This is a genomic window from Bradyrhizobium sp. URHC0002 (assembly GCF_054059515.1).
Genome location: NZ_JBSSCF010000001.1, coordinates 8,074,199 through 8,088,572, shown reverse-complemented (window position 1 = coordinate 8,088,572; position 14,374 = coordinate 8,074,199). Strand labels below are relative to the sequence as shown.

14 protein-coding genes and 1 pseudogene are annotated in these 14,374 nt (G+C 60.3%); 5 read left to right on the top strand and 10 right to left on the bottom strand.

The window, feature by feature from the left end; translation table 11 throughout:
* Positions 1–57: 57 nt before the first annotated feature.
* From ACVWVY_RS38995 to ACVWVY_RS38980, 4 genes are all read right to left on the bottom strand, one after another.
* Positions 58–1,491, bottom strand: a complete 1,434-nt coding sequence (locus tag ACVWVY_RS38995) for a peptidoglycan-binding protein (protein WP_456631367.1) — start codon at positions 1,489–1,491, stop codon at positions 58–60.
* 477 nt (positions 1,492–1,968) lie between these two features.
* Positions 1,969–2,964 carry a L,D-transpeptidase family protein gene (locus ACVWVY_RS38990; protein WP_456632427.1) on the bottom strand — a complete coding sequence of 332 codons (996 nt, stop codon included), beginning with the start codon at positions 2,962–2,964 and terminating at the stop codon, positions 1,969–1,971.
* An 11-nt stretch (positions 2,965–2,975) separates the two neighbouring features.
* The gene (locus ACVWVY_RS38985; protein WP_456631366.1) at positions 2,976–4,043 is read right to left on the bottom strand and encodes a glycosyltransferase family 4 protein; all 1,068 of its coding nucleotides are present in this window, start codon (positions 4,041–4,043) and stop codon (positions 2,976–2,978) included.
* A gap of 137 nt (positions 4,044–4,180) precedes the next feature.
* On the bottom strand, positions 4,181–4,354 hold the full coding sequence (locus tag ACVWVY_RS38980) for a hypothetical protein (protein WP_456631365.1): 174 nt from the start codon (positions 4,352–4,354) through the stop codon (positions 4,181–4,183).
* A 136-nt stretch (positions 4,355–4,490) separates the two neighbouring features.
* Between ACVWVY_RS38980 and ACVWVY_RS38975 the strand changes: the two are divergent.
* Positions 4,491–4,852 (top strand): annotated as a pseudogene (locus tag ACVWVY_RS38975) (AmpG family muropeptide MFS transporter); the annotation flags it as partial.
* A gap of 435 nt (positions 4,853–5,287) precedes the next feature.
* Here the strand turns inward: ACVWVY_RS38975 and ACVWVY_RS38970 are convergent.
* Positions 5,288–5,476, bottom strand: coding sequence for a hypothetical protein (locus ACVWVY_RS38970; RefSeq protein ID WP_456631364.1), 189 nt, complete (start codon positions 5,474–5,476; stop codon positions 5,288–5,290).
* 36 nt (positions 5,477–5,512) lie between these two features.
* Between ACVWVY_RS38970 and ACVWVY_RS38965 the strand changes: the two genes are divergently transcribed.
* Both ACVWVY_RS38965 and ACVWVY_RS38960 read left to right on the top strand, forming a co-directional pair.
* On the top strand, positions 5,513–5,746 hold the full coding sequence (locus tag ACVWVY_RS38965) for a hypothetical protein (protein WP_456631363.1): 234 nt from the start codon (positions 5,513–5,515) through the stop codon (positions 5,744–5,746).
* A 209-nt stretch (positions 5,747–5,955) separates the two neighbouring features.
* Positions 5,956–6,204, top strand: a complete 249-nt coding sequence (locus tag ACVWVY_RS38960; RefSeq protein ID WP_456631362.1) for a PilZ domain-containing protein — start codon at positions 5,956–5,958, stop codon at positions 6,202–6,204.
* A gap of 104 nt (positions 6,205–6,308) precedes the next feature.
* On the opposite strand, the gene ACVWVY_RS38955 is transcribed toward ACVWVY_RS38960, so the two are convergent.
* Together ACVWVY_RS38955 and ligD are read right to left on the bottom strand one after the other, a co-directional pair.
* Positions 6,309–6,536 carry a hypothetical protein gene (locus ACVWVY_RS38955; protein ID WP_456631361.1) on the bottom strand — a complete coding sequence of 76 codons (228 nt, stop codon included), beginning with the start codon at positions 6,534–6,536 and terminating at the stop codon, positions 6,309–6,311.
* A 543-nt stretch (positions 6,537–7,079) separates the two neighbouring features.
* Entirely contained in the window at positions 7,080–8,000 is a 921-nt protein-coding gene (ligD, locus tag ACVWVY_RS38950; RefSeq protein WP_456632426.1) for a non-homologous end-joining DNA ligase, read from the bottom strand.
* Positions 8,001–8,870: 870 nt separating this feature from the next.
* On the opposite strand from ligD, the gene ACVWVY_RS38945 reads away from it, so the two are divergent.
* Positions 8,871–9,320 carry a hypothetical protein gene (locus ACVWVY_RS38945; protein ID WP_456631360.1) on the top strand — a complete coding sequence of 150 codons (450 nt, stop codon included), beginning with the start codon at positions 8,871–8,873 and terminating at the stop codon, positions 9,318–9,320.
* 1 nt (position 9,321) lies between these two features.
* Positions 9,322–10,635 carry a PQQ-dependent sugar dehydrogenase gene (locus ACVWVY_RS38940; RefSeq protein ID WP_456631359.1) on the top strand — a complete coding sequence of 438 codons (1,314 nt, stop codon included), beginning with the start codon at positions 9,322–9,324 and terminating at the stop codon, positions 10,633–10,635.
* A 272-nt stretch (positions 10,636–10,907) separates the two neighbouring features.
* Here ACVWVY_RS38940 and ACVWVY_RS38935 read toward each other — a convergent pair whose 3' ends face one another.
* From ACVWVY_RS38935 to ACVWVY_RS38925, 3 genes are all read right to left on the bottom strand, one after another.
* Positions 10,908–11,102: a hypothetical protein gene (locus tag ACVWVY_RS38935; RefSeq protein WP_456631358.1), complete on the bottom strand. Its 195-nt coding sequence runs from the start codon at positions 11,100–11,102 to the stop codon at positions 10,908–10,910.
* Positions 11,103–12,757: 1,655 nt separating this feature from the next.
* Positions 12,758–13,171, bottom strand: coding sequence for a hypothetical protein (locus ACVWVY_RS38930; protein WP_456631357.1), 414 nt, complete (start codon positions 13,169–13,171; stop codon positions 12,758–12,760).
* A 658-nt stretch (positions 13,172–13,829) separates the two neighbouring features.
* Positions 13,830–14,081 carry a hypothetical protein gene (locus tag ACVWVY_RS38925; protein WP_456631356.1) on the bottom strand — a complete coding sequence of 84 codons (252 nt, stop codon included), beginning with the start codon at positions 14,079–14,081 and terminating at the stop codon, positions 13,830–13,832.
* Positions 14,082–14,374 lie beyond the last annotated feature (293 nt).

Sequence of the window (14,374 nt, the reverse complement as noted above, 5' to 3'; positions counted from 1 at the left end):
GGCAAGAAGGAGCCCCGCCAAAAGCGAGACTCCTCGTAATCGACCACCTGCCGATCGTTACTTCTTGCTCGAACCGGAGCCTGACGACGAACTCGGCGACGAGCTCTGGTTTGCGCCCGGCTGATTGGCCGCCGGAGAGCTTCCGCTCTGCGATGGTTGGTTTGACTGACCGGTCGTATTCGACTGACTGGGCGAGCTCTGTCCTATCGTCGAAGACGGCTGGTTCTGCGCCTGACCAGAATTCTGGCTCGGCGTCTGACCGGTCGCGTTCTGCTGGTTCGACGGCTGGCCCGTCTGGCTCTGAGCGGTGCCGGTCCCCGTCTGGCCCTGACCCGTCGAGGTCTGGGTGCCGGTGGAGGTCTGGATGCCAGTCGAGGTCTGAGCGCCGGTCGAAGAAGATTGCGACTGGATGCTCTGGCTCGCCTGCTGGCTCAGCCGCCCGGAAACGCCAAGCGACGACACGGTGCGCATGTCGATGCTCCCGGTCACGGCTATGCCCTGCTGACGCTGGTACACAGTGATTGCCTCGCGGGTCTCCGGACTCCACATGCCGTCGGCTTCACCATGCAGCACGCCACGCTCGATCAACACGCGCTGGATGACGCGGATGTCGTCGGGCGGAAGGTCGACCACAGCTACGGTGCTGCCGCCGCCGCTTGCGCTGCCGCCATGACTGGCCCCAGCGAAACGGGCGCGCGGACCTACCGGGACTACATCGACGATACGGCGATCGCGGTCCACGATCACGACCTCGTCTTCCACGACGAAGAAGCTATCGTCGCGATAGGCCGGGAACACGTCGATTAGCGCCGGATAGGTAGAGACCGAGGCGACGGTCACGCTCGATGGGACCGCGATGCCAGCGCGAACCTGGAAGTTGATCGAGCTCGCGTTGGCGTGCGGCGCGTTGCTGGCCTGCACGACCGACTGCTGCAGCGTCGTGCGCTGCTGCGTCGTCACGGTCTTGCCGCTCTGGGTCTGGGCCTGGGTGTCAGCCGTGGCCTGGCTCTCGGTCTGACCCTGCGTGTTGGTCCGGCCCTGGGCCGCGTTCTGGCTGTTCCCGGTGCTCGAATTCCGGTCCTGGGCGCTCTGGCCGGATCCGCTTTGCTGGCTGTTGGACCTGCTGTCGGCCTTGGCGTCGGCCTTGCCCTTATCCTGGTTGCGGTCTTCCGACCGCTGCGTATTGTCGCGCTCGGACTTGCTCTGACCGGCCGTCTGATCCTTGTCCTTCTGGCCGTGCTGCTGCGCGCGGTCCTTGCCGGTGTCGCGCTGTTCCTTGCTGGACTCCTGCGAATGGCGCGTATTTTCGCGATCGGACTCGCGCCCCTGGCCCGCCGTCTGACCTTTGCTGCTGTCACGCGGGCCTTCGGCGCGGCCACGCTCCTGGTTGCCGGATTCCTCGCGCTGCGCGCGGCTGGACTCGCTGCCGCGTGCGGAAGACCCTTCGGCCCGGCCGCTCTCGCGAGATTCGGACCCGCGACCCTGTGCCATTCCTTCGTTCTGGGAAGCGCCTTCTCGACTGGAAGCGCCGCTGCCCACCCCACCTCCGGAATGCCCACCCGCCGACATTCCCTTTTCGCTCGCTGCGCCGCCGGCACCGCCGCCCGCGCCACCGCTCATGCCTTGCGCAGACGCAAAGCCCACGCCCGCAAGCAATACTGCCGTCGTGACTAGAAACCTACTCCTCACTTTGTTCATAATCAAAATCTCCTCCTCGGTTGTTCGCTTGCTTCCCATTGGATGAAGCTGGACACAAATCGACGCCGCTTCATGACGCGAGTATCCGTCACTGGAAACCGGGTAGAGATGTAATCGTTCCGCTTAGCGAGATAGTCGAAAGTCGAATTCTGTGAGATCGATGCCCGTCATCACCCGCTCGAATTTGACCCGCGTTCGGCAAAGATCCATCGCTCGCCCACAAGGGTTTTCTGGGCGTGTACTGATCGCTATCGATAAGCCGACCAGACCTCAGTGACGGTCGGCCACAAACTCCACGGGCGTGCCTTTCAACATCTTGCCGGCCACACGCTCGGCATCCCAGTTCGTTAGACGCACGCAGCCGTGCGATTCCGCCTTCGAGACCTTTCCAGGCTCGGGTGTGCCGTGGATCCCGTATCCTTCCGCCGACAAGCTGATCCACACCGTGCCAACGGGATTGTTCGGGCCGGCTTTGATTGTGAACGGCTTGTTGGAACGCACGCCCTTGAAGTGATAGTCCGGATTGTAGCGATAGGTCGGATTGCGGCTGACTTCGGTCACCTTCAGCGTCCCCGACGGCGACGGCTTCTCCTCGCTTCCGACGGTCGTCGGGTAGAAGCCGATCAGGGCATTCGATTTGTCGAATAGCTTGACGGTCTGCCGCGTCTTGTCCACTTCGACTCTATCCGCCTTGGCGGATCCACCGCTTTCGCTAGCCCCCGTATCCACCACCACGATGGTTTCGCCGGCGTGGTCGAACTTTTTTCCGGGATTGAGCGCAGCCAGAAGCTGCTCGCTCATGTGAAACTTCTCGGCAATTGCCTCTCGGGGGCTTGTGAAGCCGAGCTTCGGAATGTCCTTCATGTCCTCCATCTTGGCCGGAACTTTTTCGAGGAATGGACCGGCCACGTCCTTCTCGGCGATTGCGTAATCCGACGTGATAGGCCGATCGTCCGCCTGCAGCGCCTTCCAAACTTCCTCCGCCAGCGGATTGGCGCTCGGCAACTGCTCAGCCTCCGCGTAAGCACGCAAGGCCTTTCTTGCGTTCTCTCCGAACTTGCCGTCGATCTCGCCGGGCGAGAAGTGCGCCCTGTCGAGCAGGACCTGCAGCCGGACGCCGGCGGGCGTCGCTTTATCCTGGGACAGAGATTTCTTCGAGGGCTCTGCAGAATTGATCGCGTTGGAATTCAGCTCGGCGCTCAATGCAGTACTAGCGGCGAGGACCGCGACCAAGACCAGTATTAGGTTTGCTCTCGGAAACCACATGCGTTGCCCTTTCATTTAGCCGACGCCTTCTCGAAGACGCCCGCCTCATCTTCTGCTTCGGCGACCAGATCGCGGTAGCGTGCCTCATACTCACTCGCCATCCGGCAGGCCGTGAAACGCTCCTCGAACCGCGCGCGAATTGTTCTTTTGTCGAGACGGGGAAGCTTGCGGATTGCCCCGACGGCATCTTCCTCGCCATCGACAATGAAACCCGTCACGCCGTCCTCTATCACTTCAGGAACGGAGCCGGAGCGGTAGGCGATCACAGGTGTCCCACATGCCATAGCCTCAATCATCACAAGACCGAACGGCTCGGGCCAATCGATCGGAAATAGCAACGCGGCGGCACCGGCGAGAAAAGGCTGCTTCTTCGCGTCGTCGACTTCGCCGATCAGGGTCACCTTCTTGCCATCGATGTGGGGCAGCAGTTGCTTCTTGAAGTAGACGGATTCAGCCCTAGGAATCTTGGCGGCGATGCGCAGCGGCATGCCCACAGCTTCGGCTATGCGAATAGCGTCTTCTGGACCCTTTTCCGCCGCCAAGCGTCCTAGGAAAGCCAGGTAGGATCCTCGGGCATAAGAAGGCCGAAATAGGCTCGGCGGCAAACCGTGCTGGATCGTCGCGATCCATTTCGCCTCCGGAAGCTGTTGGCGCCGGTTGTTGGAAATCGAGACGAAGCCCGCGCTCGAAAATTCCCGAACGACGTCCGGCAATCCCGGAAGGTCCAGCCGCCCATGCGCCGTAGTGATAAACGGCACTCCGAGCCGGCTGAGCAGTGGGAGCGGTAGCCAGTCGACGTGGGAGTGGATGACGTCGAAATCGGCGGCGCGTTTGGCAATCGCTTCCAAAGAAAGGGCGCAGGCGGCGCTCGGGTCTGCGCCCTTTCGACCGAGCCGCAGCGCCCTTGGCCACACCGAATGGAGCTTTCCCTTGGTCCGGGAGTCGCCGCTCGCGAATAGCGTGACCTCGTGGCCGAGCCCCACCAGTTCGTCGACCAGCCAAGCGACCACGCGCTCGGTGCCGCCGTAGAGTTTGGGAGGCACGCTTTCGGCAAGAGGAGCGAGCATGGCAATACGCATACGCTACCCGGCCTCCCCGAAGACGGCGCGCATGGCCCAAACCACGGCACCCGATATCAGGTAGGACACGGCCAGAAGCGTCCGCTGGGGTCGAGCGGTACGGAAGACGATCCGCTCCGCCAGTCTCGCCAGCGGCCTCAACATTCGTCTTCAGGAAGCCGCGCGAGATAGGCGAGGCCGAAGCTTGCGAGCTCGTCCACCTCCTCTTCGCGCCCTTCGCGTCTCCCTTGGAGATGACGTTCGAGCAGGCAGCGACGATTGTCGGCAACATCGACACCATCATGGGTCGCGCAAAAGACGAACCAGGCCATTTCGACCGCCGTCCGCAAGGTAACAGTGTCGCCCATTCTCAAGCTCCGAGCGCCGAGACGTTCTGTTCCTAGCAACTCGCTCAAGTAGAAATGTTTCCACTTTTTCCCGGTATCCGAACTGGTGCACTGCAACCTCTCCGACCTGATACCTCACAAGCCGCACGTCGGCTTCCTCGAGACGATCTGGGCGCCGATCCGCGATCTCCTTAAGCGGCTCGGCCCGATGGCGGTTGCGATCCTCTTGCTGGTCGCGGGTTTCCGCATGCCGGGTTACATCGCGAGCGCAATGGCGGTGCCGCTCTTCAAGCACCAAGGCTTCACCAATACCGATATCGCGACTGTCACCAAAGTCTTCGGCTTCTGGATCGCGCTTAGAGGCACCTTCATGGCGGGGTGGCTGATCCCGCGTATCGGCATGATGTCTAGCCTCATCATCGGCACGGTTGCGGGCTCGGCTTCGCGCTCGCGTTTCTTGCCGCGCATGGCGGAGATGGCGGCAACAAGGCGCCGCCGAGCACATCAGCCGGCCCGATCGCATCGCCTGGAAATCCATGTGCGTCACCAGCGAAGGCAGGGAGAAGGGCGAGAAGTGGTGCAAACGCGCGATCTGGGGCAACACCCTTCCGGCCCTCAAGAAGGCGTGGAAACCGGTCGAAAAGGTGACATCGGAGGCGTTCGTCGGCATGTGGCGCGCGCGGGTCGCTGAATTCTGTTCGAAGTACATGGCGACGGCCGTCGCCGCAGGGGCGAAGAGTAATCCGTTGCGAGGTCGTCAGAAGCTGCCGCATCCCGCCGCCTAGCCCGTCTCACTTCACAATTTAGGAACGAGATCCGCGCCATTCGATTGTTACGGTTGTTCTGCGGTATCAAAGGCCGGCTGGCTTTCCTTTGGAGGTTTCGATGAAGGCCATTTGTACCATATGCAGCGGCGACCTATCTTACCGGCTCGGGGCTTGGCAGGCGCTCGGGACGAAGATCGACCTTCGAATAGTCGATGTGCCGGATCTCCTCCTCCTCGATCCACATCAGCGTGACATCGAGCGGCAGTCCGGGACATTGATCGACGGTGGCGGAGCCCGCGGAAATTCTTCCAGTGGACTTGCCTAAGACACGGATCGTCACTTCGTCCATCCCAAACCACGTCGGGGGACCATCCGTGTGGCGTTTTGTATTTATCACCGCTTCAAAATTCTTGCCGTCGAGACGATACGAGCCCTCGTAATCGATGAAGGCATCGCCGCCAATTATTCGGCCATCCTTCACCCGAACGAGCGCGGTGCCGGTACCGCCCCGCGTCCGAAACCAAACGCTGTAATCACCTTCTCGCAAGGCAAACCTCTTCGTTTCGGCGCCACGCTCGCAGAATATTCTGTGCAAACGTTCAAGGCGTGAGTTCGGGTCACAAGTCCGTGGAGACATGCTTAACGGCCGGTTTCCGGCGGATCGTTCCAGAGTGCCGGTAGCGGACGTTCTCGAAGATCAATGGCCAAGACGAGAAGGCGTAGAAGAGCGTTTCGCTAACCGCGCGGTCCTTGCTTGAGGGGTCGGGAGCTCGCGCGAGCGCCTGTGTTCCCTCGCGTGCGAAATCCTTCGGTGCTGGTGTGGAAGAACGACGAAAATCGCAACGCGAAACTATCCGCCAAACGGCCTATGTCTCCCACATGGGGTTCAGCACCCGGTGCACGATTGTCAATATCTCGCCAGAAGGTGCGGCCATCGAGGCCACTGACGCCACGTCCATTCCGAGAACATTCAAGCTGATGACCGTAAATGATCGTGTCGTTCGCAACTGTCGGATAGTTTGGATCAAGCTGAACACCTTAGGCTTGGAATTTGATAACGGAGCCTAATGAGGGTCACCCGGTCGAACCGCCGGGTCGGTCCTTTTTGGCCGGACGCAGGAACGGGTCCTAATCCGACTTGAGCCGATCCCATTTGATTTTAAAGCTGACCGTTAGGTGCGGATCGCGATGTCGAAGCCTTGCGCCCTCAGATCAAGTAGGGTGACCCGATCTGCGGGAGTTGCGCTGTTCGGCATTTCAACGATGTACTTGTGATCAGGGAAATTTTTGAGTGCAATTCGAAGCTGCGGAAGGTTGTTAAATTCCAAAGTGATGACCGGATGATCTTCACCGGCTCTCCTAACGGGATAAACTTCCAGGATCCACTTGTTCCCGCTCATTGCGCTACATCTGGATTGGCACTTCTCACATCATTGCGGTCGCGTCCTCGCAAAATGCGCAGCCGGGCATCTACTGCCTTTGAACTTCGCCTGAGAGCCACGCATCGGCGGTCATCTTCTGCGGTCCACGGTCTGTTCAAATTCTTTGCCAACGGTACCCTCAACTAACTCAGAACACGATAGATGCCCGATATCATTGCGTTGCCGAGGCAGACAGCAATCACTATGCAGACGATGACTTCGTCTCTATCGAACTCCCTGGGCGGCTCGGGTGTCATCGGTTTTGCTTGAAGCATGTCTTTGCCCTCGATTAATCCGCAGTCGGTAGCCGGCGCATTGTGAATTGGATTTGTCCGTCGGGCAGCTGACACCAACCCTCGATAATCGTCATGTAACCGCCCGCAGGATACTCCCGAAGGATTTCGCGCGCCTTGGCGCGCGCGTCATCGATCGAAAGCGTGAATGTCCTACGCAGAAAACCGTCGGCATCGAGACGTCGGTTCTCCCGCAACTCCATCGCTCGGTTGGCTATCCCTCGCGGTTTCATGCATCCTCCCTGATACCTTTGAAGAACGGGTGCCGCACCTTTCCCTCAGCAGATTTAGCGCGGTATTCGATCTCGGCCATCAGTTGTGGCTCTACCCAGATGCCCTTGTGGGCGATGCGCTTGCGGTAAGGCTGCGTTTTGCGGATCAATGGCGTGAGACGCTTGCGCAGGTCAGCGGCCGATCGCTTGTCGAAGCCGTGGTCAACTTTGCCTGCATAAACCAGGTCGCCACCTTTACGGCGCCCGACATAGATGCCGTCCCAATCCGTGCCATCGAGAGCGAAGCCCGCGATCGTGAGCGTCTCGCGTTGCGCGCAGGTTTTCTTCACCCATGTATTGCCGCGGCCGGAAACATAGCTGCTGTCGCGGACCTTGGAGACCACGCCCTCGAGCCCGACCTTACAGGCGTGAGCAAATACCTCGGCACCGTCGACCTCGAAGCTGTCGCTGAACTGGATATCAGTATGTTGGATGATCTTTTGCAACTGGACCTTCCGCTCGACCAGCGGCAGTTTCCGCAGATCGTGGCCGTTCAGGTAAAGTAGATCGAACGCGACCAGCACGATCTTTGTCGATTGACCCTTCAATTCGTTCTGCAAGACAGAAAAGTCGGTGGAGCCATCCGCGGCCGGTACCACGACCTCACCGTCGAGTATCGCGGAGCGAGCGGCGACGTGCCATGCATCATCAGCAATCTTGCGGAAGCGGTTGGTCCAGTCATGGCCGCGGCGCGTGAAAACTTTCACGGCCTCGTTCACGACGTGCACTTGGACGCGGTAGCCATCGAACTTGATTTCGTGGAGCCATCGCTCGCCGCCAGGCACCTTCTCGATCGGGGCAGCCAATGCTGGTTCGATGAAGCCCGGATAGGACCTTTTTGTCCCGATTGCGGACGGCTTTTTGCGCTGGAAGGGCACGGTTACACTAGGCGCGCCACCAATTGGCGATGATTGGCCCATTCCGACACGATGGAAAACGTCCATCTCGACGTACGCATCCGGCACTCCACAGCTACCACTCTAAGTGATTTCAAAGTACGCGATCGTCAATTCGTTCCTGCGGTAGGAACGAGATCCCCGCAATTCGATTGTCCCGGATGTTCTGCGGTATCAGAGGCCGGCTAACTCACTTTCGGAGGTTTCGATGAAAGCCATTTGTGTCGCCTTGAGCGTCAGCCTCGCGGCCTGTTCTTACGCTCTTGCGCAAAGTTCCGGTGGGACATCTGCCGGTTCATCCGCCGGGGCATCCGGGGCAGGTGCCGGATCGACGCTTTCAAACGGTAGCACCATTAGCGGTACGGGAGGCTCACCGGGTCCTAATACTGCGAATGCTCTCGGCAAAGGCACAACCGGCAACAACCTAGGAGCCCCACAGACGAGTGGCGCTGGCTCCGCACCGGCGTCGCACGGCAATGCCGTTGACACACCCGCAGCAAAGGCAGCCACGCAGAGCCTCGGCAATACAGATGCCGGCGTCCTCAAAAAGTAGATTGCGCCAGAAGGATCGATCGTGGCCAAAGATCGGATAGAAAAGCAGCCTGACGGCGGACCTATTGCAGAACACCGGAGGCTTTCGCCGCCTCTGCGCTGGCCATCTCGCCGCGCATGCCGGCAAGTTTCCAGGGCCATCGCATTGCGTGGGGGTAGTGCCTCCGCTTTCGTTTTCTGGCTCAATGGCGCCCGACACCAAGCGATCCACAATACTTGCGCACGGCACCGAACCAACGCTGCTGCTGGGCGTTTTCGGATTGCCGCGAAACCATTTCGCTCCGCATCCCGGAGGTCGTTGTGTCCAACTCAGCGCATATGCTGTCCCCAAACCTTGATCGAAGACTTTATCAGCCATCGCTTCATCCGCTCCGCGCCTTGCTGCTGGGCGCTGCCAACGCCTTTCTGGTGAGCGGCTTTCTGAGTGATTGGGCCTACTTCTCGGACCACCAGATCCAGTGGAAGAATTTTGCCGACTGGCTGATCATCGGTGGCCTAGTCTTCGCAGGTTTTGCGCTGTTGTGGGCGTTGATCGACCTGTTCCGCAGCTCGCTGGACCGCGGATGGCGCATCATCGCCTTTGGGCTGCTGCTCGCCGCCTTCGTCCTCGGCATCGTCGACGAACTGGTTCATGCCAAGGACGCCTGGGCCAGCATGCCTGACGCGTTGATCATCTCCGCGGTCGTGGCCGTGCTCGCGGTAGCCGCGACGGCGCTCAGCTTCTCCACCACCGCGGCAGGAGGGCGCTGACATGAAGACGGCAAAGGCAATTCCACTGCTCGCGCTCCTGATCGGCCTCGGTGCTTCCGCGCAGGCGCCCGAAACCGGGCAATACGGAGCCGATCCAAAACTGCCGCAGCCGCACCGCGGGCTGCTCCCGGTCATGAAGATCGCCAATCCTGCGTCGTGGGGCGACAAACGGCCGAACGCCGCGCAAGGCTATTCGGTGAGTGCGATTGCGACCGACCTCAAGATTCCGCGCCAGACCCTGGTGCTGCCGAACGGGGATATCCTGGTCGCCGAGGGACGCGGCGGAGCCGATCCGACGCTCACCCCGAAAGATTTCATCGCCGGCATCATTAAGGCCGAAGGCGTCACCCACGTTGAGAGCGGTAATCGCCTGACCCTGCTGCGGGACAAGGACGGCGACGGGAGCTACAAGGAACGTACGGTGTTCGCGGAAAACCTCAACGCGCCTTACGGCATGGCGCTGATCGGCAACCAGCTTTACGTCGCCAACCAAGATGCGCTGGTGCGCTTCGACTATCGCAACGGGCAGACCCGCGCCAGCGGCCTGCCGGTCAAGGTGACCGACCTGCCGTCCCAGATGAATCATCACTGGACCAAGTCACTGGCCGCCAGTCCCGACGGAAAATTCCTCTATGTCGGCATCGGCTCCAACAGCAACATCACCGAGCGGGGCATGCTGGCTGAGGTCGAGCGCGCCAGGATCTGGCAGGTAGACGCGCAGACCGGCGCGCACAGGCCCTACGCCACCGGCACGCGCAATCCGACCGCGCTGGCGATCCAGCCCGGCACCGGCCAGCTGTGGACCGTGGTCAACGAACGCGATGAACTCGGCCCCGACCTCGTCCCGGATTATCTGACCTCCATCAAGGAAGGCGCTTTCTATGGCTGGCCCTACAGCTACTGGGGCCAGAACGTCGACACCCGCGTGCATCCGCAGGATCCGCAGAAGGTAGCCGCGGCGATCCGTCCGGACTACAGCCTCGGATCGCACGTCGCCGCGCTGGGCGTCGCCTTCTCCGCGCCTTCGATGGGAAGCAAATTCGTCGACGGCGTCTTCGTCGGCGAGCACGGCAGCTGGAACCGGCAGTCGCCCGCTGGCTACAAGGTGGTGTTCGTGCCCTTCAGCAACGGCCATCCGTCGGGACCGCCAATCGATGTGCTGACGGGCTTCATGGGAGAGGACGGCAAGACCCGTGGCCGCCCCGTCGGCGTGACGGTCGACACCAACCGCGGCGCCCTGATCGTCGCCGACGATCTGTCGAACACGATCTGGCGCGTCACCGCTGCGCCTAACCAGCAATCGAACTTGCGCTGACGCTGCGCTGCCGACCCTATAGGCCGCTGCCGATGCTTACGGGGAGCGGAACGCAACGTCTCCTCAAAAGGCTGGTGGAAACGACTTCAGAGAAGCTCGATGGGAACGATGTGGTCGTCCTATGCCACGGGAGGAACCCCAGACATTACGTCCCAGGTTCGAGCAGCAACTGCCCACGAGGTCGAGCCTCGCCCGAGCAGCAAGAGGCAGCGAACCTCCGGGCTTGGCGGTTGATGGCATTTACCCTGCTCATCGGCGTCGCGATCGTCGCTTCAGTACTTTTCTCGCTGGAGCCTGCGGGAAGCCGGATTATCGGCATCAGCACGCCATACAAAAAGAGCGGACTGCTTTTCACGAAGTACGAGAACCACTTCGACAAAAACGACGATGACACCTTGTGTCATCCAGGCCCCCAGCCGGACGATGAACAGCGCCACGCTTTCGCAGGCGTATGTGGATCGCGCCATGCGGGCCGATCCCGCCAAAGCATCAGCGGAATATCTGGCCGAGTTTTTCGCGAGACATCCTAGAAAACGCCGTCGATACGGGCTGCACCGTGCGACCGCCCTTTGCCCCGCACACCTACCGCGCCTTCGTCGATCCATCCGGCGGCAGGAACGACAGCTTTACATGCGGGCGAACAACGCTTTTTGATTTTGGAACGCCGGCTTCGGGGCGTACTGTCCTCGCGCGTGGGATAGGTAGTAGGTTCCCCAAAGTCCGTGCTCCTTCCCGCGACGAGCCCCTGCAGGGAGCACCAACCCTTGCAGGGGTTCTTGATGCGCGGCAGCCGGGGGCAGTTCAAGGCTTTTTGACTTGAACGTTTTCGCGCCCCCTTGGTAGATTCTGCCTGCGTCGTGATCCCAGATGCTCCTGCGACGCGAGTACCCCCTGACGCCCCCGCCGGACTTCCAGCGGGGGCTTCTTTATGCGCGGCAGATCGCGAGCGCGGGACCGCAGCTCTGTTCGAAGGTCCTAGCAGGGTTTCGGTCCGGGAATGGCTCAGGGGTTTACGACGGCCCGGCAATCGGCAAGATCCTACCCTATGGGGCAGGTGTAGTTGCGTAGGGGGATTTCTCCCATGACTACCCTGCAAGCGATGTGGGCGGGTGCGTTGCTCGCCTGGACGCCAAGTGTCCTAATGTTGATTTTGTTATTTTGGCCACGCCGTTCCCAGCGCCGACCCGGTCCCTGGGACATGTGAGGGCTCTAACACTTCCGAACACGACAGAGAGCCCCCGCGAGGGGGCTTTTTGCTGGGCGTGTAGATCGCCAGCGACTCCCCGGTGTGTCTATAAGTTAAGGGCAACCTAAGGTTTGAATGGCAGGGGTGTCCAAATATCAAGTATGAAATAACCCCACTATGGCTGCGAGGTTCGCTTGCGAACGAGGAATCCAAGTTTATTGGGAATGGTCCGCCCAGTCGGTACCCGCCTGCATTATCGTTGAGGTCCGTCCGCGCCGGCCGCCGATCTAGGAGGAAGCGACAGCTCGTCGCGGAAGGGTAGCCCGAGGAGCGTGTTCCATACATGCGGGGCTTTGTCGAAGCAGTATCGCGGTGGGTAAGATGAAGAAGTGAGAGCCGTTCGTTATCCATCGAACTAGCGTTTGGCCGAACCTGAGAATCGGCGCCATGACGCTCAGGATGTGAGCGATAGCTTCCTCCAGGCATACCAAGGCGTCATCGTCACCCCTTGGGTTTGCGCCACGACCAGCTATCAGAAGCGTGATGCGCGGCTCACCCACGATCCGCGATACTCGGACATCGCCCCGTCGCTCACGTTCGCAATCATCGCGGCGCCGAGCAGGAGTACGAGGAACGTCAAAAAAACCAAGTCCTGCCATCGCCACGACATGCGGCACTCCCGTTTTCCGCAACAATCGGGATCGATGTAAGGAGTTCCTACGCGTCGATACTTGGGCTCAGTCTCTTTGCTTCGTCATGAGCCGAGGTTCAAAGGTTAACCAACGAGCCGTAGGTTCTACTGCCGCCGCAAAGGAGCTTAAGCTTCGGCCATATTTTCCTCGCGCCTCGGTCGTGCGGTGACGCCGCCGATCAAGGGGGTGTGATTTGGCTGATTACTCAAAAGCCGGCTTGGCATGTGAAGGACGTTGAACGGGATTAGTGCCAAGTGGGTGTAAACCTTCTGGCGACGGCCAGTACGCTGCATTCGTCGGATTCGAGTGTGATCTTTTGTGTCAGCATGACATCACCCGCGACCAGAATTTCGTTGGGAGCAAAACATAGCCCCTCTACCATTCTTCCGCGCGAGTCGATCTGGCAGACATTCATCGAAGTGCCGTAACGGATACGGTATCGTTTGCCGCTCTGTCCGCCAATAACATCAAAATACCGATGGGACTCATATTGAGCCAGTTGTTCAGGCGACAGCCATTCCTTTAGCACGTCTATCGCGCGTGTTTCTGCTTGTGTGCATCCCGCCTCTAGATAACGGTTTCCGATGGCGCGGGCTCCACGAGAGACCCTCGTTATAATCGATCGCAGAAGGGCGGGGTTCAGCAGCTTTCCAACCATGTGAGATGCCAGCCAAGCGCGATGACAACAAGGTCTCGCCAGCTGTTGGATCACGCGCTCCCATGCGAGGGATCGGAAGGTGAAAGGCTCCAATGATCGGACGACATGGCGAGGCGGTCCGTTTGCAAGATGACAACTTGCCGTACCCTCGTTCGTTCCTTAGCCCCTTGGGAACGATCTTAATCTTACAGCGTAAATTGGGCGGAGGCGCAAGATGCCCCCGCGCCGCCGTTGCGGCTAGTCGACAGCGCCCGGGTTGTAAATGCGATATTGGCACAGGCGCCGAAGTGCCAGCGCCAAATTGTCCCGTGACGTCAATGGCGTCGGGTGAAGCGGATATGACGGACGCGGCGCACGGCGTGTTATGCCGATCGGGGCGCGGTATTTTTGGCTTTGAAACCACGGGCCGGGCTTGCTGTTGAATAAGTGGGCCGCGAACAACTTCCAAACAGCGCAACGCGGTCGGCACGGGGCCGCCGGTTTGCCAGTGTCCCCCCAACGGCGGCCTTCGCGGCGACCGAAATCAATAAGCGATTTCTCCTGTGAATGCGAGATGAACTGATGCGCAAGAGAACGCCGCAAACGGCGATCTAATACTGACTGTTGTGTGCAGCCTTGGCCGCGCCGCTATCCAACCGCCGTGAGCGATCGCGCCTTCTCAGACCGCACGTCGTTCTGGCGAGATGTCGTGTGAATAGTGCGAACACTCGACCACCGCCGACATCGCCGCGACCCTCAGTTTCGCCGGGTCTCGCTCGCCCTTGGCGGCACAAGCTAGTATTTGCGAAGCTATTTCGGCCATCATCGCCGACGTTCGCTTCCCTACCGGGAGCGTCGCGGCGGTATCGTCGAGGACTGCTTTCATCAGGTTGATTAACTCCGGCTGATAAATCGCTCCATGTTCGCCCATCGCCGCTTCCTCACTCTATGCCTCTTTCTTTGATTCGTTCGGCGATAAGTGAAGTTTGTCTGTCCGCTACCCGACGGAGGCAGGATTATATTTTTCGTTGCGGTGCAGCGTCATGGCGCCCGGCACGCCAAAGCTCGGCAAGGGTTGACTGTCAGTCTCTCACCGTGTCGGCCCGAACCGGTCGGCGATTGAATGAAAGTGGAAAGCCTTTTTGGCTCTGAGCGGCGGCGCAGACCAAAGCCCACCGTTGGATGATCGGCGCCTAGCTCGCGCGCGCGATGAGACGGACACGG